We start from the raw sequence: 20,635 nt of genomic DNA, 5'->3' as shown, positions 1-20,635 counted from the left end.
TTACATTACTTTCCAAACACGAATCAACACGTAATCCGGCAAGCGTTCACCTGTACACACGAAAAGACTATTGTTTACCCAATCGTATTTGCCTTTAGGCGCTTCGAACTTCGGAGTTGCCCGGAAATAATATTCATTCGCATCTACCTTTTCGCCCTTAGCTAATCGTGCGGCAATTTCAGGGGTAGCAGCGCGTATGCCTGTATTTTTGACGTAAATTAAGGTGCCATCATCCGTTTTAAATTGATAATGGGCCTCTAATTCAGTGACTCCATCCGCCCGTAAAACTTGCCAATCTGCGCCCCCATTTAAGATTTCACCCTTGATTTTAGGGCCCTCTACAGTTCCTCCTATGATGGGAATAATACGGCGTGTGCCATGGGGAGTTTCCCCTACAATGAGGGCCGGATTTAATTTTACTTTTAAGTCACAGAAATATTCGAGAGCAGGCGCGGTTTGGGCCTGGGATATAGTAATGCTCATAAGGATTAGGAAGAGTACTTTTTTCATAGGTTTAGAATTTGCCTCAATTTACTTGATAAAGGTGCTTTTTACTAATAAATTACTCATGAATTCGACGAAATCACTATATTACACCATGGAAACAACCGCGCATTTTGTCGCACAATGGGTCGAGGCTCGCACACGATTTTCGAATCAACTGAAAAACTTGAGTTCGGCGGATCTAAGGAAGAAATTAGGGGATTCGCCTAATTCGATTGGATTCTTGATTCGCCATATAGGGGATGTGGAGTTGTTATTCTCGAAGAATGTATTCGGAAATGCGGCCGTTCAAGTTTCTGCTAAAACGGTCATATCTGGCCACGATACGGGAGAATGGACAGATTTGCCCACCTTGTTAGCTTATGTGGAGTCATCGTTTGAGGTATTGCACAGCACTTTACAGGCTCAAGCGGACACGGTTTGGTCTGAGGTAATTACCACAAAAGAGTTTGGGACGAAAACAAAAGCGGAGGCATTGGGTAGAATTGTCTCTCATACCGCTTATCATGCGGGACAAATAGCCATAATCAATAAATACGGGAAATAATGAGTTTACGACACGCAGGTATTTTTAATTTCAAAGCAACGGTTTCCGAATCACAGAAGCACGAATTCTTTGTTGCCTTAAAAGCCTTAGAGGAAATTTCGGGCGTAGAAAAAATGGAAGTCTCTCGACAAACCAGCTCTAAAAACAAGTTCAAGTACGGCTTCTCTATGGAGTTTGCTAGTAATGAAATTTACCAAGCCTATTCGATTCATCCTCAACACGACGCTTTTGTGCAGGAATTTTTCATTCCGTTGGTGGAGGATTTTATGGAAATTGATACAGAACAATTAATGTAAGCAGCTATGAAATACCTCTTTTTATTCCTTTGTTTTTCTGCTTTAGGTCAAGCTGATTTCGAGAAAAACTTACAGAAACGATTGATTTTAGCCGAAAATGGTTCTACGATTGAGATCGAGGCGGGTCGTTTTCAGCTAACCAAAACCTTGTCATTAGAGGGTAAAAAGAACATTATCTTACGCGGCAAGGGCATCGATAAAACCATTTTAAGCTTTAAAGGTCAAAACCAAGGCGCCGAGGGTATCAGAGTCTCTAACTGTGAGAACATCATTATCGAAGATATGACGACAGAGGATTCTAAAGGGGATTTGATCAAGACCATGCAGGTAAAAGGGATCACGTTTCGCCGCCTGAAGGCCGCTTGGACGGGTGGACCTAAGGCTACAAATGGCTCTTATGCTCTTTATCCTGTCTTATGCGAGAACGTGTTGATCGATTCGTGTATCGCAATCGGGGCTTCGGACGCCGGTATTTATGTGGGGCAATCTAAACATATCATTGTACGCAATTCGGAGGCCTATGAAAATGTGGCGGGTATCGAGATCGAAAACTCTCTCTATGCGGACGTATACAACAACAAAGCGATCGGGAATACGGGCGGAATTTTGGTGTTTGATTTACCTGATTTAGTCCAAAAGAAGGGTGGCCACGTTCGCGTCCACCACAACCTGGTGAAGGATAATAATTTGAAGAACTTTGCCCCTAAGGGAAATATTGTAGGGAATGTGCCTAAAGGTACTGGGATGATGGTGTTAGCGGCGAGTAATGTTGAGTTTTTTGAGAACCAAATCATCAATAATGCCACAATCGGTGTCGCGGTTATCTCGTATTATATGACAGAAAATGCCATCAAAGATAAGGATTACGATCCCTATCCTACGGCGGTTTCGATTCACCACAATACCTTTGAACGTAAACCGAGACGGGTACCTGCAGATAGCCGTTTTGGTAAAATGTACCGCTTCGTTTTACGTTTTGGTCGCCACGTTCCGTCGGTCGTTTATGATGGGATTTTGAATCCAGCGAAAGTGGGTCCAGATGGGAAATATCCGTTAGACTATTCCATTTGTGTGCGCGATAATGTGAATCAAAGCACCGCGCTCCTCGATGCCGAGCATAATTTCAAAGGTTTAAAGCAAGGGAAAGATTTGTTTGATTGCGATTTAGAACACGTGAAATCTATTAAGTTCTAATGAGGATACTAGGCGTTTTGTTGTTGGCGTTTATTGGCCTAATTTCGGCGGAAACTAATTACAGAGAAAACCTGTCTGATTACGGTTTTTTCAAAGGCACCTTAAAGGACCAAATCCCCGCTGATGGCGTCGTTCCCTACGCCCTAAATTCCCCCTTATTTTCTGACTACGCCTCGAAACTACGTTTCATCAAGCTCCCGGATGGCCAATCCGTTGCCTATAATCCGGATTCCGTTTTGCAATTCCCCGTGGGCACGGCCATCGTCAAAACCTTCTATTATCCCATCGACGAACGCAACCCGAAGAAAGGGCGTCGCTTGATGGAAACCCGCGTTTTATTGCACGAAGCAAAAGGCTGGGTGGCATTACCCTATATTTGGAACAAAGAACAAACCGATGCCACGCTAGAAGTAGCTGGCGGAAGTGATATGGTTGTGTGGACAGACGCATCCGGCATGAAACAGTCTTTCGAATACCAGGTGCCTAATATGAACCAATGCAAGGGTTGCCACGAAAGATCAGGGGAAATGACGCCCATCGGACCCTCCGTTCGCCAACTAAACGATGGCCAACAATTGCAACATTGGGAGACGGCGGGCATCCTAAAGGGCTTGCCAAAAGACCACATTCCCGCCCTCGTCAACTATTCGAACACAGCTGCCTCGCTCGATGATCGCGTAAAAGCCTACCTCGATATCAATTGTGCCCACTGCCATAATCCCACCGGCCCAGCCCGCTCTTCCGGCCTTTATTTAACTTGGGATTCGAAAGATCGCACCGCTTATGGTTTTCTAAAATCCCCTGTTGCTGCCGGCCGCGGTTCTGGAAATCTGAGTTATGACATCGTACCTGGCAAGCCGGAACAGAGCATTTTACACTACCGTATGGCTTCCCGTGACCCTGGTGTAATGATGCCAGAATTAGGCAGGCAACTCACTCATCACGAGGGAGTTGAATTAGTCCGCACTTGGATTCAATCGTTGGAGTAGGGTAGGAATTTGTTCCGTTTACGGATTTTGGAACAAATGATAATAGTGATGTAATTTCTTTTAATGGTAATGTTTCTAGGTTTGAGGAAACATAACCTTAAAAGAAATGAAAAAACTACTCACCTCTCTAGCCTTAGTCCTGCTGGTATCTGCAGCGACTTTCGCACAAAATCGCTACACGATCGTAGCGTTTCACAAATTACAACCAGGCAAAACGATTGATGATGCTATCGCAAATGAAAAGCAATGGTTGCCTATTCACCAAGCACGCAAAACCGCAGGAATTATCTCTGATTGGATGATGTATGTTCCCTACAATGGTATTAAGTCAGAGGGTATTGATTTTGATTATATGACCGTGAATGGAGGTACAGATCTTGATAAGTTACATACGTATCCTATGGAATTATTTGCAGACATGTTAAAGGCAGATCCAGGTTTCGCAAAATTATCTGCAGCTACAAACAAAACCCAAACCATTATCCGTCAATCCATTGGTAAAAGAGTGAACGGTACAGCTAAAGGAACAAATAAAAGTCATTTCTTAATTTTTGATATGATGAAAGTGGGGGATGCAGCAGCTTATGAGGCATTTGAAGCAAAAGTTTTGAAAGTTCATGAGGCGAGAGTTGAAATAGGAAATATTTCAGGTTGGTCTCTTTACAAAACGCTCTACCCTTCTTCAGATGAAGTTTCAGCGAATTATATCACGATCCAAAGTTTGGAAAAATTATCAAAATTGGACGAAGCAATGGAAAGTTATGCCGCTGCAATTCCGAAAGCATTAGGAATTAGCCCGGAGGCATTTATGAAACAAATTCCATCACAACGTCAAATGACAGGCACAATGATCACCACTGTTGCCGTTTCTACTAAATAAACACACACAATGAAAAAAATATTCATGATTATGGCTGTGGCTACAGCCTTATTTTCTTGCGGTCAAAAGCAAGATGCAGCTGCTACTACAGAAGCAAGTGCAGATTCTTTAGGAGGCACCATGTCTTCTACGGATGAGAAATCGCAAATTATTCAAAATCAAATCAAGGCAGCTTTTGCTAATGACACGACTTACAAGTGGGATGAGATCGCAGACAATATAGCGGTTTATTATCCAGGGGATACCATTCCAGACATTAAAGGAAAGAAAGCTTATGTGGCGGACTTTACTTCGAATGGTCAACTTTGGGATAATCCTCGCTTCAGCTTCCTTCGTGTGATGACATTAAAAATGAATAACGGTGAAACTTGGACTAACCTTTGGGGCACTTGGCATGTAAAAGGGAAGTTTACTGGTAAGGAACTTGTGATGAACGTACACCAGGCCTTAAAATGGGAGAATGATAAAGTGACTCAAGAAGTTCACTTTTATGATACTAAAGCGATTGTTGATGAGTATACGGCTATGCAAGCCGCTGCGAAGAAATAATAGAATTTTTGTTGAAAAGGGTTTAAAAAAAGGGAGCGCTTTTAGTGTTCCCTTTTTTATTTGTCGCCTATTTTACGGCAGCCTCTAACTCTGCAATCACAAATTTAGACATCTGTAAAAAGGCATAAGTCGCCTTAGGTGCCGTCTCTGGATTGCTCATTAATTTTCCCAAAACCGCAGGCACAATCTGCCAAGAAACCCCATATTTATCTTTCAACCATCCACATCTTCCTGGCGAACCTCCTGCCACTAAATTGTTCCACAAGTGGTCAATTTCTTCTTGGGTATCAACTGTCACCATCAAGGATACTCCCTCATTGAAGTTGTGCTGATGCTCCATCGAACTCTCCATTAAATGGAAAGGCTTTCCGTTCAGTGTAAATTGTGAATATTTCACATTACCCTCTGTGTCATGTTCTCCTTTTTCATACAGCGCTTTGTGCCGTATTTCAGAATCAGGGAATAGTGACGTATAGAAATCAATCGCTTCGTTTGCCTTACCATTATTGACGCCATTAAACATCAAATTAGGCGCCAGCTTTGCGTGCGATTCGTGGTTCTTCATGATCTGCCAATTCACCCCGAATTGATCCGCACACCAGCCATACAAAGGACTCCATGGATAGGTATTTAGATCCATTAACACCTTACCATTTTCCGTTAATTTCGTCCAAACACGTTTGATTTCTTCCTCATCTTCTAGGTTCAAGAAGAAGGAAATAGACGGATTAATCGGGTATCCCGGTCCGCCATTTAGGTGCATAAAACGTCTATCAAATAAACGGTAATTCACCGCCATTGGGTTTTGAGAGATGGGCTCAAAGCCTGAAAAAGTGCTTTGATAAAAGTCTGCAGCCTCTTTTGCATTCTTGTCAAACCAGAGGCAGGTAGCGATTTCGTGTACCATAGTGGGATTAAATTTCGATAGAAATTTTGACTTTTCCTCCTAAACCCTTTTCCACAATATCATACAATGTCTTCATTGTGACGTTGCTTCCATCATTCTCTACTCTAGAAATGTAGGACCTTTTTTTGTTTATAATAGTCCCTAATTGTTCCTGAGTCATTCTTTTTTGTTCTCTTGCCTGACGTAATAGAAGACCAATTTTGAACGATTCAAAATCCCTCTCAAGACCATCTCTACGCTCGGTCCCTATTTCGCCATAGACCGAGTCTTTTATTTTTTTCCACGTTTTAGTTTCCATTTTTTTCTTCGTAATAAGTACGCATTAAAATTTTAGCTTTTTCAATTTCAGCTCTTGGAGTTCTTTCCGTTTTTTTCGTGAATCCATTCAAAAGGATGACAAGATTCCCTTCGTCGAAAAAACAAAATATTCGCCATATGTTACTGCCTAACTGAACCCTCGCTTCATACAGTCCTTTCGTACCGGAAATGTGTCTTAAGTAGTTTGATGGAATTTTATCCATCGTTTCCAGGAGACTGATTATTTTATGGATTTTGTTCTGGGTTCGTATATCCAATGCCAAAAGAAAATCCTCAAAATGGTTTTTATAAGCAATTATCTGTCGGAATGACTCCATCTGAAATTGTAACTTTAAAGTTACGTTTAAATTTTGTATTTCCAAATGTGCACAGAATTCCTTCGCTATCTAAACAGCTTCTTGGTAAAAATAAAATAACTAAAAAAATAGTTAGAAATATTTTGTAACTAAAAATTTAGTTATACATTTGCCTCATCGAAACGCAAAACAGATTCGAACGCAAAGCATACGAAAAGCAAAACGAATGAAGAAATTAACCCAAGCAGAGGAGCAGGTCATGCAGGTCATTTGGAATTTGTCGGAAGGCGGATTCTTGAAGGACATCATCGAGCTGTTGCCGGAGCCGAAGCCACACTCGAATACGGTAGCGACGCTGTTGAAGATTTTAGTGGAGAAGGATTTTGTCCAAATCTCTAATCCGAATCGGAACAATCTCTATTCCGCGAAAGTCTCAAAGCGCGATTATTCGGGCCAACGCATGGCCGGTCTAACGGAATCTTTCTTCGATGGATCTTACACGAATGTGGTGTCCTATTTAGTGGACAAAAAGCAGATGTCGATTGAGGATTTAGAACTCCTATTACAAAACTTAAAATCGAAAGGCGATGAATAAGATGGAACTATTTATCTACCTGTTCAAGTCGATGATTTTATCAGGGATTTTCTTCGGATACTACACGCTGTTTTTAAAGAACACGATTTATCACGCTTACAATCGATTCTATCTGTTAGCGTCGATGGCCCTAAGTCTAGTCATTCCTTTCTTTAAAATGTCCATGTTTACTGTTTCTGAGGAGCAGGCGGCAGGAGCGAAGCAGGTACTGATCTATTTGACACAGCTTCCCGCTTCACAAGTACAGCAAGAAAGCATTGCTTGGGAAATCCTTTTAATTGCCAGCATTAGTACCTTATTTGTGGGCTATTTAGCTTATTCTATTTTGAAAGTTTTCCGATTGAAGGCGATGAATGCCAAAAAGCAGATGGGCGATTTTACCTTCATCGAAACAGACTTAGAGGAGGCGCCGTTCTCGTTTTTCTCGAATCTTTTTTGGAAAAAATCAATCTCCATAGAAGACGAAAATGGCCAAAAAATGCTACAGCACGAGCTCACCCACATTCGCGAAAAACACTCCTGGGATCGCCTTTTTTCTCAACTAATTTGTTCCATTTTTTGGATGAATCCTTTCAACTGGATCATGCAAAAGGAATTGCAAAACATTCACGAATTTATCGCAGACCGCGATGCGGTGGGCACCGGAGAGGTGGATGCTTTTGCCAAAATGCTCTTACAAACCCATTACGGTAATCATTTTTTAAATCCGAGTCACTCATTCTATTACTCATCCATTAAACGAAGAATTATTATGTTAACAACCTCCAAAACCCCCAAATACGCCTACCTAAGAAAGGTGGCCGTATTGCCTCTAGTGGCGATTACTTTGGTCTTATTCTCGATCCAATTAAGCGCTCAAAAGCCTAAGCCTAAAAAGGAAGTGGCAACACAGTACACGGTTACGATGCGACCAGATTCGACCACTTTTTCTGACCCTAAAACAGGCAAGAAAGTATTTTCTGTAGCCACACGTGATATGCCACCTCCACCGCCACCCGCTGGTGCGCCAGATTCACCTAAACTTCCTATTATAGCAGAAACGTTAAAGGCCATTCCTTCTTTTTCAGATGCTACATTTCACGGGCACTTGGATTCAAGCTCCATCGTGATGAAAGGAATGCACAACGGGAACGAGATTACTGTGACTGTGAAAGGATCTAATAAAAACATTGCCGCTAAAGATCAAGCTAGAGTTGTTTTGAAGCCATCTTCTGGAGACAAAGTCAAACCCCTCATCGTCATCGACGGAGTCATTACCTCAGAGATAAATCTAAACGATTTAAACCCGAATAACATCCAATCGATGAATGTCTTGAAAGGCGAAAAAGCCACATTAAAATACGCGGAAAAAGGAGCAAACGGTGTAGTAGAAATTACTACTAAAAAGCCCTAACTCTAAGGTTTTAAAAAATGATAGAATAATATGTAATAGCCGGTGATTTTCACCAGGCTATTACCGTTTAGGGGAACCCTAACTAAATCCCAAAGGATCCGGACAATTTTCCGCATAAAACGCTACATCCCGCTTAGAACAAACCCCGGGATAATCGCCGTTAAATCCTTGCAGATCGCGAATGAGTTGAAAATGTAGGTGGGGAGGCCAGCCGCCATTTTCGTCCGAGTTGCCTAGGTGGCAAAGCAGTTCTCCTGCGTCAAAATTCATTCCCTCATCTATCTCGGCCATATCTTCCATCCCTAGATGTCCGTACAAACTGTAGATGTTTTCTGCCGGGTGGTAGAGGATAATGGTGGGCCCATAATTCCCGGAGCCGCGATTAACCTGATAGCTGTGCACGATACCAGCCAGCGGCGCGAAAACGGGTGTTCCGGCTGGAGCCCAGAGATCAACCCCTAAGTGAATGTTCCTGAAATCGTCCGCGTTCGTCGCAAAATTCTCGTGTGCCTCGTAGATGATGCGGTGTTCGAGGTAGCCGCCTACACCGTATTTGGCCCCTAATTTTTCTTCCATATACGCACAAAAAGCGTCGATTTTAGAATAAATACGGCGTTTTAGCTCTTTATTCTTCGCACTTAGATCCAGCTTGATACTGTTTTCAGGCGTTAATGGCTCGCAAAATAGGCGGTTAATCATTCTTGAATTTATTTGCTTAAATTTAGTCAAAGATAAATGATGCGCCTGCTATTCCCCCTGCTTCTTGCCCCCTTTTTCCTCTTCGCACAGCAAAAATATCAGTTAACTGGTTCCGTAGTGGAGAAAGGAAACGTTTCCATTCCGGGCGCGAGTGTCTTCATCGAAGGAACGACCATAGGGACACAGGCGGATGCAAACGGGCACTATGTATTGAAAAATATTCCGACTGGTCGACATCGCTTAGTCGCTTCGATGGTGGGTTATCTACCTAAACTAGTTTCCCTGGAATTCCCCGCAAAAATCTCAGAATTGAATTTCAATTTAGAGGAAGATAACAAAACCTTGGACGAAGTGAGGGTGGTGGGTTCGCAGGACAAGATTTGGGAAAAGCAATTTAGGGCTTTTGAGAAAGGGTTTTTAGGGGAAAGTTTCAATCGAAAAGAGGTCTTTATCACGAATAGAGAGGTAGTTGATTTTTCCGAAGACGAGGACGTTTTTACTGCCAAAGCCTCACAGCCTGTGCAAATTGTGAACAAGACGCTGGGCTATAAGATCACGTATTTTATGGACAATTTTGAGAAGACGAATAGCTTGACGGCGTATAAGGGTTTGGCGAGTTTTGAGAAAATGGTGGCAGAGGACGCGAAGCAGGAGCGGAGATGGCAACGAAATCGTGTGGAGGCGTATGAGGGATCGATGAAGCATTTCTTGAAGGCTTTAGTGGATAATCGGGTAGAAGAGGAAGGATTTAATGCGTTTTTATTGAAGCCGGAATACTTGAATAACTTGCGGAGGGGCTTGTTTTTTGACCCAAACAATGAACGGCACGTCACTTTTAAGGCAGCCGAATTAGCCGGGCCTATTACTACAGATGGTTTGCGAACCCTCGAATGGCGGATTCCCATGGAAATCGTATTCAATAAAAAACGGGTGTCGAGGCCCATCTTTATGGATGCTCCGTACCCTTACACTATTTTGATTCCGAAAGGCCTGATTCAAGTAACGAATACGGGCGATATCATGAACCCTTATTCCATTGAAATGCGGGGAGATATGGGCAAAATAGGGATGGCGGACTTACTCCCTTTAGACTTTGACATTAGTCAACCTTAGGCTATTCATCGTCAAGATGTTACGAAACGTCTACTTGACCCGTTTATAGACGTGAATTTTCCTAGCTTCACAAAAAATAAACCTATGCGTTTATACACTCTTGTTCTATCTATCTTATTATTCAGCTGTAAGGATGCGCTGGATACCGTAACCTCGGATCCGTATACCGAAATCCAAAAAGCCCTCTCCATCAATCCTTCGGCGCTTGAAAATTATTCTGCACAAGGCAAGCCAACCTACGTCAATAAAGATAATACCGGGGCGAATGCGATCACGGATAAGGCTGCCACGCTAGGTCGTGTCTTGTTTTATGACAAGAATCTGAGCACCAATAATACGATTGCCTGTGCGAGCTGCCATAAGCAGGAGTTTGCCTTTGGGGATACCGCCATTTCCAGTTTAGGCGTGGAAAATGGGCGGACGGAACGGCATTCGATGCGCTTGATTAATACACGCTATGCGAATGAGGCTAAGTTTTTCTGGAATGAACGAGCGGCTAGCTTAGAGACGCAGACGACGATGCCCATTGTAGATCATTTAGAGATGGGTTTTAGTGGCCAAACAGGACGCGGCACGATTACCTCATTAATTACAAAACTGAATGGAATCGGTTATTACAAAGAATTATTTACGCTCGCTTATGGTGATGCGACGATCACGGAGGCGCGGATGCAAACGGCTTTGGCCCAATTCATTCGCAGCATTCAATCCTTCGATTCTAAATACGACACAGGCCGCGCACAAGTGGGCAACGATGGCGCGCCTTTCCCTAATTTCACCGCTCAAGAAAATGCGGGCAAGAACCTCTTTCTAGCTCCTCCCATTTTTAATGCGGCTAGCGAACGCATTGGCGGTGGTTTTGGCTGCCAAGGTTGCCACCAAGCGCCGGAATTTGACATTGATCCAAACTCTCGTAATAATGGTTTCATCGGAGTGATTGGCAGCAACCAAAACGACCTCAATAATACGCGTTCCCCTTCTTTACGTGACATCTTAAATGCGGCCGGTGTAGCAAACACGCCTTTCATGCATACCGCTGCTTCCGCTACGATTCGCCAGGTGTTGAATCATTATAATACGATTGCGGCTAACCCCCGTAACACGAATTTAGATGCGCGTTTAAAGCCGAACAACATCGGTCAAAACCTCCAAATGACTCCTGACGAAATCAATTCCATGGTTGCCTTTTTGCGGACCTTAACTGGAAAGGATGTTTACACGAACAAGAAATGGGGGAATCCTTTTCTGTAGATAATTGTGTAATATTGTCGGAATAAAATCTTCCGATGAAAAAAATCTTCTTACTCTTAGCGCTGCCCTTACTGGCTCAGGCGCAGAAAATTGACAAAATCATTACGCGCTCAGAAACCGAGCGCATCGAAACTTATTTAGCCTCTGACGAGTTGGCCGGCAGAAAACCGTTTACTCCCGGTATCGAAAAAGCGGCGAACTTTATCTCCGCGGAATTCGAGAAAGCGGGTTTGCAGAAGACGAATGGGTCTTATTTGCAGAGTTTCCCGATGTATCAGTCGAAGGTGCTTAATTTTACAGCGATTGTTGACGATGTAACCTTGTGTCCAGCAGTCGCTATTATTTCCAAAGAAGCGAACATTCAAATCGATGAGAAATCGGGTTTTGAAGTGGCGAGCATTAAGGAAGGTGAGAATTTTGGCCAAAATGCCTACCGCATCATGAGTGCAAAGAAACCAACGATCGCGTTCTTACACGAGAGCTTTGCAAAATACATCCCGCGCCTTTCCGGCAGAGGTCCGCTGAGAGAAAATCAATCCACGATTATTTTCGTGGTTGCGAATACCATCCCTACGAAGTTTAAAGTAAGCGCGACGCAGCAAGTAGAGAAACTACAACTATCTAACGTCGTGGGCATCCTTCCCGGCAAAAGCCGCCCGAACGAATACGTGATTTTCTCTGGCCACTACGACCATTTAGGCATAGGAAAACCCGTAGCAGGCGATTCCATCTACAATGGCGCAAACGACGATGCGGCAGGAACTACGGCGGTGATGATGCTTGCTAAATACTACGCTAAAAAGCGGAATAACCAACGCACCTTGATCTTTGCAGCCTTCACGGCAGAAGAAAGTGGGGGACATGGTAGCGCCTATTTCTCGAAGCAATTTAATCCGGATCAAGTGATGGCGATGTTCAATCTTGAGATGATCGGTACAGAAAGTAAATGGGGGAAAAACAGTGCCTATATCACGGGTTACGAGAAGTCGTCGATGGGCGAAATTCTGAAGAAGAATTTAGTAGGAAGCCAGTTCACTTTTTATCCAGATCCGTACTTAGATCAAAACTTATTCTACCGCTCTGACAATGCCACACTAGCAGAATTAGGCGTGCCAGCGCATACGATTTCAACGTCTAAGATGGACAGCGAGCCTAATTACCACAAGGCGAGTGATGAGGTACAGACTTTGGACCTCGATAATATGACAGAAATCATCAAGGCTATCGCCAAGAGCGCGACCAGCATCATTTCTGGGCAAGATACGCCTAGCCGCGTAGATACGACCAAGCTGAAGTAAAAGTATTGACATAAAAAAAGCCGCTCCCTCGAAAGAAGGAGCGGCTTTTCATTTTAAACCTGATTACTTGTTCAAGTTCGGGTTGTTTTGAACTTCTTCGATTGGAATCTTGAAAGTTAAACGTGTATCGTTGTGAGGAACTGGAGTAGCTACAAACTTCAAGTGGTTTGATCCACGGTTTGTAGTTCCCTTGTTACGCTTCAATGATAAGTACGACTTTCCTTCACCCCAAAGCTCAATACGAGTCTGTAAGTAAATCTCATCTTGTAACGCTTTTCCAGTTAATGCATCGATGTAAGATGCATCAGGAACACGTAGCGCCATGATTGCTTTTAAAGACTTTCTTGCACCTGCTTCGTCACCTGTTTTAGCACAAGCTTCTGCATTTAACAAGTACATCTCTTCCACACGCATGTAGATGTAATCCGCGTCGATTGTTCTTTGACCTCCGATTACTTTGTTCGGGTGGTAGAACTTACCGATCGGCGCTAATTTATTCGAAGCCGAGAATTGTGCCTTTCTGATGTCATTAGCTGGGATTAAGTCATAAAGACCTTTGTCCATACCTTTGATATCACCCGCCCAAGCGTATGAGTACGTGTAAAGGTCCATTTGGCCCCACCAAGAGATCAAGTTTAACTTTGAATCTACTGTGATGTCTACACCCCACATCCATTGGCTTGTTCCTAGGTTATTGAAACCACCTGTTGCTTCTGCAGCCGTCATGATTTTGAAGCCACCGTTAGCAATTACGTCAGCTGTTACAGACTTCATCGCGGCGTTGTTACCCATCGCACCGTGAACATACGCTAACATACCTTTCGCTACTGAAGCGTTTACTTCAGATTTATTAGCGCGATTAAAGTCCGCTAATAAAGTCTGGGCATCCGTTAAATCTTTCACCATTAACGCATATACATCCGCAGCTGAGCTCTTAGGCAAGTTAGGATCTACTGTGTTTTTGTACAATGGTAAAATCTTCTCAGATGGGTTGTATTCGTTTTGGAAATACTGTGCTAAGTAGAAATAAGAGAAAGCACGCATTGCTTTCGCTTGACCCATGTACCAACGACCTGCTGCTGTTGCAGGGATCGCATCGCTACCACCTAAACCATCGATTACTGTGTTAGCAGCAAAGATAAGGCGGTAGTAGAAACGCCATACTTGGTAGTTATCTTGTTGCGTATAATCTACTGTTGTTTGGAATTCTGTGATTGTTCTGAACCAGCCATAGATAACCGAAGTTAAAGCCATGTCACCAGAAAGTAAATCACCATACATATCGTAAGACTTATGACCAAAGTCATCGTGTCCAGAAGTACCGCCCGTTCCCGCGCCATACATCGTTGCATAAATACCTGCTACGTTCGCAGATTGTAAACCAGGATTTAATGCTGACGCTTCTGCGATTTGATTCGCTGAAATCAATTCGGTAGGTTCCGTCTGCAAAAATTCTTCTTTACAACTAACTGTTCCCATTAGGACAGCCGCAAATAAAAATTTATATACTGTTTTCATCTTTCTATTTCGTTTAAAAAATTAAAACTTAACGCGTAAACCAGCTGTCAATGTAGACAATGGAGAATAACGGTAGGTATCAGATCCTCCTGTTTCAGCAGAGCTTGGGTTGAAACCATCTCTCGCAGAAGCTAAGAATAAGTTATCTCCAGACACCCAAAGGTACACACCTGAAATTGGGCTGTTTTGGAAGAATTTGCTAGGAACCTTGTAACCGATTTGAATGTTGTTCAACGTTAAGAAATCTGATTTCGTAATGAAACGAGTTGATCCTGAACTTACGTTCGCATCTTGTCCAGCAGATAAACGAGGTACGTCAGTTGCTTGTCCTTTTGCAGTCCAACGAGCTAAGATATCTGTGTGGTAGTTGTTACCACCTGCAGCACCACCTGAGTTCATTAATCCTGCATAAGCACCATCATAAGCGTAACCGCCTAAGCTATAAAGGAATTGTGCACTGATGTCAAAGTTTCCTAAGCCTCCATTTAATGTGAACGCTCCTCTTACTTTAGGGAATGGGGACTTGTTAATGAACTTAGTTGTTCCATCCGCATAAGTAGCCGTACGAGAAACCTTTACTGTTTTCAACGTTTCAGCTGTAGCCGTTGCTTCGAAATCAGCCATAGACTTGATGTTTTCTGAAGTTTGGCGAACATTATCACCATTTGCATCAGCCCAATATACGTTCCACTCAGATACACCCGTTTCTGGGTTAACTCCTGCGTACTCACGTGTGTAGAAATCGAAGATCGAGTGACCTACTGCTCTACCATATAAACCGTCGATATCGATGATTTTTTCTTTACCCGTTGCTGGGTCGATTGGTAAACGTAACATACGGTTTTCGATCATCTCACCATTGATAGTGAAATCTAAGTAGCTCTTCTTCGTTTGTAATAAGTGAGCTGTGATGTCAAATTCAAGACCAGTGTTGCGTAAAGCACCATCGTTCACACGAAGAGATGCATAACCTACTGAAGGTCCTACACGGCGATCGAAAATCAAGTTGTCTGTCGTCTTAGTATAGTAATCAATCGCAACATCTAAGTACTTACCTAATTTGAATTCAGCACCTACTTGCATTTGCTTCGAAATTTCCCAAGTTAAATCTGGGTTACCCTTTGAAACGAATGATAAAGAGATGTTTGAGTTCAAGTTTTGTACTTGGAATAAGTCATATCCAGGATAAAGACCGATACCACCTTGCTCTCCAATTAGACCATAAGAAGCTTTTAACTTCAAGTCTTTGATCACTGGAACATTTTCCATGAATGCTTCTTTCGATACTAACCAAGCAGCACCTACTGAACCGAAATCACCCCATTTGTTTTTCAAGAAACGAGATGAACCGTCACGTCTTACCGTAGCAGATAAGAAATATTTGCCATCATAGTCATAGCTCAATTGTCCGAAATATGATTCTAATGAATAGTTATTCAAGTAAGACCCTGGAGGGTTAGAGATAACCGCGTTGTTGAATTCAACACCGTCTGGCATTACTAACTTGTACATCGAAGCCCACATGTATTTCGTTTCCGTTGCATAGCTTTCGTGTGCTACGAATGCTTCAAAGTTGTGTAAATCAAACGACTTCTTGTAACGTAATAAGTTTAACAAGTTGTAGTTTAAATTTTCTGTCTTCTGCTTGTAGATATAACCACCTTGACCTGCGTTAGGACCGTAGAAAGGGTTGTTTTGGTTATCCAAAGAAGAGTTAGCATACTGTAGACCTAATTTGTTCTCTAAAGACAAACCTGGAGTAATTTGAATATTCAATGAAGTAGATGCATTCACATCGTGTGACTTCGTGTTACGGATACCTAATTTAGCATCAGCAATCGAGTTTGTTAAGGCACCGAATCCACGACCTACACCGTAATCGTATTGGTATCCATTGTAGTATGGATCACGTACGTATTGTGAGGTTGTGTTATCATGTAAGAATAAAGGATAGATCGGTGGCAAGTTATCTACAAACCAGAATACAGAACCTGAGTCAGATGATTGACCTGGGTTGTTTGTTACACCGTAAGAATAACCAATGTTTGTTGTTGAGCTCAACCAAGATTTAGGGTTGTGTGTCAAGTTCAAACGAGTAGAATAACGCTTGTAATCTGTGTTTACAGAATATCCGATATCTTCTAATGCACCATAAGAAGCGAAATAACGTGTTTTGCTATTTCCACCAGAGATTTTCAAGTTTGCTTCGTTACGATTCGAGTTTTGGAAACCGTAATCAGCCCAGTTTTCTGGAATATAACGACGTTGTGATCCAGGAACAACTTGTCTTGTCACTGGGTCAATTAATTGAGCCGCAGGAACAGTCCACATGTTGTAGTTAGGCATGTTTGCAAACAAGTTTGTGTTTGCATAAGCCGTAGGATTAGCATTAGCTAATGCCACACCTCTGTTGTACAAGCCTTCCCAAGTCAAACCAATGTATTGTTCTGGTGACTTGATTGTGCTGTAACGAGGTAATAAGCTCATGTTTTGACCTGATTTTAGTTCAAGCTCAATCACAGCCTCACCAGTTTTAGAACCTTTCTTAGTGTTGATAACCACCACACCATTTGCTCCACGAGAACCGTAGATCGCTGTTGCAGCTGCATCTTTTAAGATGGTAGTGTTTTCGATATCACCTGGGTTAATCGAGTTAATGTTTCCCTCGAAAGGCACACCGTCTAACACGTAAAGTGGACCACGGCTACCGTTAACCGTACCGATACCACGGATACGAATAGCCGCTGCAGTACCTGGTTGTCCAGAAGAGTTGATGACAGTCACACCGGCTGCTTCACCCGCTAATCCCTTAGAGATGTTAGAGAAGTTTTTACGCTCGATGTTTTTTGCATCTACGACTTTCGCCGTACCTGTAAAAGATTGTTTTGTAGACGTGCTATAAGACGTCACGATAACTTCATCTAATGTAGTATCAGATGTTAAGGCTACTTGAACAGATGAAGTGGCACTTGTTACAGCGACCGTAGATTTGTTGTAACCTACGAAGCTGAATGTTAAAGATTGGCCATCCGCGGCCGCGATAGAGAACTTTCCAGACTTGTCTGTGTTTGTTCCCGTTTTTGTTCCATTTACGATAACAGTTGCGCCCACTAATGGTTGGCCGTTCTCATCTGCTACCGTACCTGTTACAGTTTTCGTTGCTTTCTGGGCGAACGATACCTGCATCATGAACACTAATATTAGTGTCAAAAGGCTAGTAATTTTTGTTTTCATAAGCGATGAATTTTGCAAAAATTGGGTTAAAAAATGATAGAATTAATTTGGGTTTTATACTGATTGCCAAACGTTTATTTGGCTTTCAAACCGAAAAATCGCACAGAATGTTTAAAAATCAAAGAAATCCCCAAACTATTTGATTTCGTCGACGCTGTCTAAAACGTAGCAATGCCCATGATTTTTCATCCCAATTTTAGGATAATAACCCTCCGCTGCAGGGGCAGCTAATAGGATAACTTTAGCCCGAGGAATGAAATTTTTCACCTCAATAATCAATTGTTTTCCTATACCTCTGTGCTGGTAGTCTTCGTCGATTGCCAGATCTGACAAGTAACTAGTAAAGACAAAATCAGTCATTACGCGCGCTAGGCCCACTAATTTTTCGCCATCGTAAGCGCCCACATAGACATTTCCGTGGTCAAACATCTGCTGCATTGCCTCCTTGTCGGCTAGCGGACGGCGCAAGCCCAAAGTCGATTTTTCTAGGATGTCGATGAAGTCTTGAGCATTAATTTTGGGCTGGGGAATGTAAGTGATGGGCATGGGAAAATATTTTTTGAGTTTCTCGAATTATTCACAAAAAAAAGTCATTTTTACATAAAACCTATATGTATATGAAAATTAAACAACTACTCATTGTTTGCCTTTTGGCATTGCCAGCTTTTGTGCAAGCGCAAAAATTATACACCTATCCGATTGGTGTTCAAGCCTATACTTTCCGGAATCAATTCCCTAAAGATGTAGCGAAGACTCTCGACCTAATTAAATCGATGGGCATCACAGAAATCGAAGGTGGGGCCCAAAAGGGTCAGACTCCAGCAGAATTCAAGCAAATGTGTGCGGATCGCGGAATCAGCGTCCCATCTACTGGCGTGGGTTATGAGCAGTTAGAGAATCCGGCAGAGGCGATTGCTAACGCAAAAACATTAGGCGCGAAATTCGTGATGTGTGCCTGGATTCCTCACAAAGTTCGCGGAGGCTTTACTTTGGAAGAAGCGGAGAAGGCTGTTGCCTTATTCAATAAAGCGGGAAAGCAATTCAAGGAAAATGGATTGACCCTTTGTTACCATGATCATGGGTATGAGTTCCAGCCTTTTGGCAAAGACGAAACACTTTTAGATTACATCATCAAAAACACGAATCCGGAATACGTTTCTTTCGAAATGGATGTGTTGTGGACGATGCACGGCGGCGGCGCTTCTATGCCAGAGAAATTATTGAAGAAATACCCGACGCGCTTTAAGCTAATGCACGTGAAAGATTTGCGCAAAGGCGTGGCGGGCGATTTAACTGGCGGGACTCCAGCTGAAAACGATGTTCCGGTGGGAACGGGTCAAGGAAATTGGAAAGCAATCATCAAACTTGCGAAGAAGAATGGTATCGAGCATTGCTTCATTGAAGACGAAAGTAATCAGGAGGAGCAATTTGTACCTATTAGTATTGCGTACTTGAAGAGTCTTTAGAATTTGATATTATAAGCCAAATAAGGGATCGCTCCACTTTCGATGCTGGAAGGAACTAAAAACCCCACGTCGAGGGCGGAGCGTTCTAGTAAAATTCTTACGCCTCCGGATAGAATCCCATTATACGCTGTTGAGGAATTTAAGAATTGACCATTCGAGTCATAATTCACGGTCTTGTTAGAGAAAAACCAGTTCTCAGTAAGTAACATGACTTTATTCGAAACGCGTGTCATACCCGATAAAGTGAACATCGGATGGCTGGCAAACTTCCAGTTATAATCATCTCTACCTAAACCGGTGTTTTCATTGTACGCCCCTAATCCCGTATTTAAGGTTAGGTTGCTTTCTTTTGTCCCGTAGGTGACAGATCCGTAGACTGTTCCTACCCCAAAATTCAATCCTCCTATCAAGGAAGTGGCAAATAGAATTCCTCCACCTACGTGTACTTTATCCGCTACCTGGTAGCCTATTTTAGGCGTGATAAAAAGCGCAAAAGGGACGACTAATCCGCCTCCTATGGAGAAATGATCTGTTATTCCCGCTTGGAAAGAATTGACTAGGAAAAGAGCGTTTTGGTAATATTTGTCTCCTTTTTTCAAAGGAATCGCTGAAGGAGCGAAGAAATAGCGGGTGGGGTGCGTGTTTTGGCCTTTCCCTTCCTTTGAAATCAGGTTAATTGACTTGATGGCGGACCAGGCTAGCGTGACTTTGCCTAAATCCTTTGTAGCGACAGTTACTTCTGCCTCAGATTTATGGATCAATTGACCCGATACACTTTTCCCATTTTTCAGTTCGACGGAGACATAAGTAGAATCCTGCGCTTTTGCTGCAATCGTGATTAATAGGAGTATGGCGGTTAAGAGCTTTTTCATTCTGCGGCTGTTTGCAATAAGGTTTTGGTAAACACTTCGATGGGTTCCGCACCGGAAATACCGTATTTTCTGTCAAAAACGAAGAATGGCACGCCTCGCACGCCCAAGTTCTCTCCCTCTTGAATATCTTGTTTCACGCGGTACGCGTAATTCTCGTCTTGCAAGGCATTCAGAATTGCCGCGCGTTCTAATCCTACGGCCTCTCCACATGCTATGAGCGCGTCATCTTGCGCTAGGTTTTTGCCCTCCATAAAATAGGCCTGAAATAAGCGTTCCTCGATGGCATCGCCTTTGCCCTGGTCTTTCGCGTATTGTATGAGGTGGTGGGATTTAAGGGAATTGGCGACTTTGGCCTGATCAAAATCATAGTGTAAGCCTACCGCTTCTGCCATGTCCGAAACGCGGTCGTGCATCAACTTCACTTGCTCTAAGGAGATGCCTTTGCGCGCGGCTAAATAATCATAGACACTCGTTTCTTCGCCTAGTTCCATCGGAATCGTAGGGTCTAATTGGAAGCTCTTCCATTCAATCTCCACTTCATCCTTTCCAGGAAACGTTTCTAATGCTTTTTCCAAATGCCTTTTGCCTATGTAGCAAAACGGACACATGATATCACTCCAAATCTCGATTTTCATTATTTCCCCGATTATATCTACAAATCTCAACGCTTTATCGCAAAAATCATTCCAATAAACACTTTATTTTTCAATATTGTG

Annotated in this window: 23 protein-coding genes; 13 read left to right on the top strand and 10 right to left on the bottom strand. The window is 42.8% G+C overall.

Going from position 1 to position 20,635, the window contains the following annotated elements; all coding sequences use genetic code 11:
- On the bottom strand, positions 1-510 hold the full coding sequence (locus tag SKC37_RS06880; protein ID WP_377980767.1) for a DUF3237 domain-containing protein: 510 nt from the start codon (positions 508-510) through the stop codon (positions 1-3).
- A gap of 88 nt (positions 511-598) precedes the next feature.
- On the opposite strand from SKC37_RS06880, the gene SKC37_RS06875 reads away from it, so the two are divergent.
- The 6 genes from SKC37_RS06875 to SKC37_RS06850 all read left to right on the top strand — a co-directional run bounded on the left by SKC37_RS06875 (position 599) and on the right by SKC37_RS06850 (position 4,959).
- A complete protein-coding gene (locus SKC37_RS06875) occupies positions 599-1,051 on the top strand; it encodes a DinB family protein (RefSeq protein ID WP_377980766.1) in 453 nt (150 codons plus the stop codon).
- Positions 1,051-1,347, top strand: a complete 297-nt coding sequence (locus SKC37_RS06870; RefSeq protein ID WP_377980765.1) for a Dabb family protein — start codon at positions 1,051-1,053, stop codon at positions 1,345-1,347. Before SKC37_RS06875 ends, SKC37_RS06870 begins: the two co-directional genes overlap by 1 nt.
- 6 nt (positions 1,348-1,353) lie before the next feature.
- Positions 1,354-2,541, top strand: coding sequence for a parallel beta-helix domain-containing protein (locus tag SKC37_RS06865; RefSeq protein WP_377980764.1), 1,188 nt, complete (start codon positions 1,354-1,356; stop codon positions 2,539-2,541).
- Positions 2,541-3,530: an SO2930 family diheme c-type cytochrome gene (locus SKC37_RS06860; RefSeq protein ID WP_377980763.1), complete on the top strand. Its 990-nt coding sequence runs from the start codon at positions 2,541-2,543 to the stop codon at positions 3,528-3,530. The genes SKC37_RS06865 and SKC37_RS06860 overlap by 1 nt, the downstream gene beginning before the upstream one ends.
- A gap of 106 nt (positions 3,531-3,636) precedes the next feature.
- On the top strand, positions 3,637-4,410 hold the full coding sequence (locus tag SKC37_RS06855) for a hypothetical protein (protein WP_377980762.1): 774 nt from the start codon (positions 3,637-3,639) through the stop codon (positions 4,408-4,410).
- Between the two features lie 9 nt (positions 4,411-4,419).
- Positions 4,420-4,959, top strand: a complete 540-nt coding sequence (locus SKC37_RS06850; protein ID WP_377980761.1) for a nuclear transport factor 2 family protein — start codon at positions 4,420-4,422, stop codon at positions 4,957-4,959.
- 67 nt (positions 4,960-5,026) lie between these two features.
- Here the strand turns inward: SKC37_RS06850 and SKC37_RS06845 are convergent, their stop codons facing one another.
- Genes SKC37_RS06845 through SKC37_RS06835 form a run of 3 tightly spaced genes read right to left on the bottom strand, consistent with a single transcriptional unit; the run spans position 5,027 to position 6,501 of the window.
- Complete coding sequence (locus SKC37_RS06845; RefSeq protein WP_377980760.1) at positions 5,027-5,866, bottom strand: VOC family protein; 840 nt, start codon at positions 5,864-5,866, stop codon at positions 5,027-5,029.
- Positions 5,867-5,873: 7 nt separating this feature from the next.
- Positions 5,874-6,164: a helix-turn-helix domain-containing protein gene (locus tag SKC37_RS06840; RefSeq protein ID WP_377980759.1), complete on the bottom strand. Its 291-nt coding sequence runs from the start codon at positions 6,162-6,164 to the stop codon at positions 5,874-5,876.
- The gene (locus tag SKC37_RS06835) at positions 6,154-6,501 is read right to left on the bottom strand and encodes a type II toxin-antitoxin system RelE/ParE family toxin (protein ID WP_377980758.1); all 348 of its coding nucleotides are present in this window, start codon (positions 6,499-6,501) and stop codon (positions 6,154-6,156) included. Before SKC37_RS06835 ends, SKC37_RS06840 begins: the two co-directional genes overlap by 11 nt.
- On the opposite strand from SKC37_RS06835, the gene SKC37_RS06830 reads away from it, so the two are divergent.
- The 3 genes from SKC37_RS06830 (at position 6,441) to SKC37_RS06820 (ending at position 8,468) form a co-directional block, all read left to right on the top strand.
- A complete protein-coding gene (locus SKC37_RS06830; RefSeq protein ID WP_377981077.1) occupies positions 6,441-6,629 on the top strand; it encodes a hypothetical protein in 189 nt (62 codons plus the stop codon). The genes SKC37_RS06835 and SKC37_RS06830 overlap by 61 nt on opposite strands.
- Before the next feature lie 77 nt (positions 6,630-6,706).
- On the top strand, positions 6,707-7,075 hold the full coding sequence (locus SKC37_RS06825; RefSeq protein ID WP_130895575.1) for a BlaI/MecI/CopY family transcriptional regulator: 369 nt from the start codon (positions 6,707-6,709) through the stop codon (positions 7,073-7,075).
- The gene (locus SKC37_RS06820; protein ID WP_377980757.1) at positions 7,068-8,468 is read left to right on the top strand and encodes a M56 family metallopeptidase; all 1,401 of its coding nucleotides are present in this window, start codon (positions 7,068-7,070) and stop codon (positions 8,466-8,468) included. Before SKC37_RS06825 ends, SKC37_RS06820 begins: the two co-directional genes overlap by 8 nt.
- Positions 8,469-8,546: 78 nt before the next feature.
- On the opposite strand, the gene SKC37_RS06815 is transcribed toward SKC37_RS06820, so the two are convergent.
- Entirely contained in the window at positions 8,547-9,167 is a 621-nt protein-coding gene (locus SKC37_RS06815) for a peptidoglycan DD-metalloendopeptidase family protein (RefSeq protein ID WP_377980756.1), read from the bottom strand.
- Between the two features lie 36 nt (positions 9,168-9,203).
- Here SKC37_RS06815 and SKC37_RS06810 point away from each other — a divergent pair, with 36 nt between their 5' ends.
- From SKC37_RS06810 to SKC37_RS06800, 3 genes are all read left to right on the top strand, one after another.
- On the top strand, positions 9,204-10,280 hold the full coding sequence (locus SKC37_RS06810) for a carboxypeptidase-like regulatory domain-containing protein (RefSeq protein WP_377980755.1): 1,077 nt from the start codon (positions 9,204-9,206) through the stop codon (positions 10,278-10,280).
- A gap of 84 nt (positions 10,281-10,364) precedes the next feature.
- Positions 10,365-11,531: a cytochrome-c peroxidase gene (locus SKC37_RS06805; protein WP_377980754.1), complete on the top strand. Its 1,167-nt coding sequence runs from the start codon at positions 10,365-10,367 to the stop codon at positions 11,529-11,531.
- A gap of 35 nt (positions 11,532-11,566) precedes the next feature.
- Positions 11,567-12,829, top strand: coding sequence for a M28 family peptidase (locus tag SKC37_RS06800; RefSeq protein ID WP_377980753.1), 1,263 nt, complete (start codon positions 11,567-11,569; stop codon positions 12,827-12,829).
- Positions 12,830-12,892: 63 nt separating this feature from the next.
- Here the strand turns inward: SKC37_RS06800 and SKC37_RS06795 are convergent, their stop codons facing one another.
- From SKC37_RS06795 to SKC37_RS06785, 3 genes are all read right to left on the bottom strand, one after another.
- Positions 12,893-14,308: a RagB/SusD family nutrient uptake outer membrane protein gene (locus SKC37_RS06795; RefSeq protein WP_377980752.1), complete on the bottom strand. Its 1,416-nt coding sequence runs from the start codon at positions 14,306-14,308 to the stop codon at positions 12,893-12,895.
- A gap of 60 nt (positions 14,309-14,368) precedes the next feature.
- Entirely contained in the window at positions 14,369-17,581 is a 3,213-nt protein-coding gene (locus SKC37_RS06790) for a SusC/RagA family TonB-linked outer membrane protein (protein WP_377980751.1), read from the bottom strand.
- Positions 17,582-17,716: 135 nt separating this feature from the next.
- Positions 17,717-18,127, bottom strand: coding sequence for a GNAT family N-acetyltransferase (locus SKC37_RS06785; RefSeq protein WP_377980750.1), 411 nt, complete (start codon positions 18,125-18,127; stop codon positions 17,717-17,719).
- Positions 18,128-18,198: 71 nt separating this feature from the next.
- Between SKC37_RS06785 and SKC37_RS06780 the strand changes: the two genes are divergently transcribed.
- Entirely contained in the window at positions 18,199-19,047 is an 849-nt protein-coding gene (locus tag SKC37_RS06780; RefSeq protein ID WP_377980749.1) for a sugar phosphate isomerase/epimerase family protein, read from the top strand.
- Here SKC37_RS06780 and SKC37_RS06775 read toward each other — a convergent pair.
- Together SKC37_RS06775 and SKC37_RS06770 are read right to left on the bottom strand one after the other, a co-directional pair.
- On the bottom strand, positions 19,044-19,919 hold the full coding sequence (locus SKC37_RS06775; RefSeq protein ID WP_377980748.1) for an LSm family protein: 876 nt from the start codon (positions 19,917-19,919) through the stop codon (positions 19,044-19,046). The two genes, SKC37_RS06780 and SKC37_RS06775, sit on opposite strands and share 4 nt — an antisense overlap.
- Positions 19,916-20,554: a DsbA family oxidoreductase gene (locus SKC37_RS06770; RefSeq protein WP_377980747.1), complete on the bottom strand. Its 639-nt coding sequence runs from the start codon at positions 20,552-20,554 to the stop codon at positions 19,916-19,918. Before SKC37_RS06770 ends, SKC37_RS06775 begins: the two co-directional genes overlap by 4 nt.
- Between the last annotated feature and the right edge of the window lie 81 nt (positions 20,555-20,635).

The sequence above is a fragment of the Aquirufa esocilacus genome (assembly GCF_042715595.1).
GTDB classification, from domain to species: domain Bacteria; phylum Bacteroidota; class Bacteroidia; order Cytophagales; family Spirosomataceae; genus Aquirufa; species Aquirufa esocilacus.
The sequence above is the reverse complement of the archived record's forward strand: the minus strand, read 5'-3'. Positions and strand labels throughout refer to the sequence as shown.

Bases quoted from the DNA above. Each gene is read 5' to 3' on its own strand.
- SKC37_RS06880 (WP_377980767.1), bottom strand. From the start codon at position 510: ATGAAAAAAGTACTCTTCCTAATCCTTATGAGCATTACTATATCCCAG.
- SKC37_RS06875 (WP_377980766.1), top strand. From the start codon at position 599: ATGGAAACAACCGCGCATTTTGTCGCACAATGGGTCGAGGCTCGCACA.
- SKC37_RS06870 (WP_377980765.1), top strand. From the start codon at position 1,051: ATGAGTTTACGACACGCAGGTATTTTTAATTTCAAAGCAACGGTTTCC.
- SKC37_RS06865 (WP_377980764.1), top strand. From the start codon at position 1,354: ATGAAATACCTCTTTTTATTCCTTTGTTTTTCTGCTTTAGGTCAAGCT.
- SKC37_RS06860 (WP_377980763.1), top strand. From the start codon at position 2,541: ATGAGGATACTAGGCGTTTTGTTGTTGGCGTTTATTGGCCTAATTTCG.
- SKC37_RS06855 (WP_377980762.1), top strand. From the start codon at position 3,637: ATGAAAAAACTACTCACCTCTCTAGCCTTAGTCCTGCTGGTATCTGCA.
- SKC37_RS06850 (WP_377980761.1), top strand. From the start codon at position 4,420: ATGAAAAAAATATTCATGATTATGGCTGTGGCTACAGCCTTATTTTCT.
- SKC37_RS06845 (WP_377980760.1), bottom strand. From the start codon at position 5,866: ATGGTACACGAAATCGCTACCTGCCTCTGGTTTGACAAGAATGCAAAA.
- SKC37_RS06840 (WP_377980759.1), bottom strand. From the start codon at position 6,164: ATGGAAACTAAAACGTGGAAAAAAATAAAAGACTCGGTCTATGGCGAA.
- SKC37_RS06830 (WP_377981077.1), top strand. From the start codon at position 6,441: ATGCCAAAAGAAAATCCTCAAAATGGTTTTTATAAGCAATTATCTGTC.
- SKC37_RS06835 (WP_377980758.1), bottom strand. From the start codon at position 6,501: ATGGAGTCATTCCGACAGATAATTGCTTATAAAAACCATTTTGAGGAT.
- SKC37_RS06825 (WP_130895575.1), top strand. From the start codon at position 6,707: ATGAAGAAATTAACCCAAGCAGAGGAGCAGGTCATGCAGGTCATTTGG.
- SKC37_RS06820 (WP_377980757.1), top strand. From the start codon at position 7,068: ATGAATAAGATGGAACTATTTATCTACCTGTTCAAGTCGATGATTTTA.
- SKC37_RS06815 (WP_377980756.1), bottom strand. From the start codon at position 9,167: ATGATTAACCGCCTATTTTGCGAGCCATTAACGCCTGAAAACAGTATC.
- SKC37_RS06810 (WP_377980755.1), top strand. From the start codon at position 9,204: ATGATGCGCCTGCTATTCCCCCTGCTTCTTGCCCCCTTTTTCCTCTTC.
- SKC37_RS06805 (WP_377980754.1), top strand. From the start codon at position 10,365: ATGCGTTTATACACTCTTGTTCTATCTATCTTATTATTCAGCTGTAAG.
- SKC37_RS06800 (WP_377980753.1), top strand. From the start codon at position 11,567: ATGAAAAAAATCTTCTTACTCTTAGCGCTGCCCTTACTGGCTCAGGCG.
- SKC37_RS06795 (WP_377980752.1), bottom strand. From the start codon at position 14,308: ATGGGAACAGTTAGTTGTAAAGAAGAATTTTTGCAGACGGAACCTACC.
- SKC37_RS06790 (WP_377980751.1), bottom strand. From the start codon at position 17,581: ATGAAAACAAAAATTACTAGCCTTTTGACACTAATATTAGTGTTCATG.
- SKC37_RS06785 (WP_377980750.1), bottom strand. From the start codon at position 18,127: ATGCCCATCACTTACATTCCCCAGCCCAAAATTAATGCTCAAGACTTC.
- SKC37_RS06780 (WP_377980749.1), top strand. From the start codon at position 18,199: ATGAAAATTAAACAACTACTCATTGTTTGCCTTTTGGCATTGCCAGCT.
- SKC37_RS06775 (WP_377980748.1), bottom strand. From the start codon at position 19,919: ATGAAAAAGCTCTTAACCGCCATACTCCTATTAATCACGATTGCAGCA.
- SKC37_RS06770 (WP_377980747.1), bottom strand. From the start codon at position 20,554: ATGAAAATCGAGATTTGGAGTGATATCATGTGTCCGTTTTGCTACATA.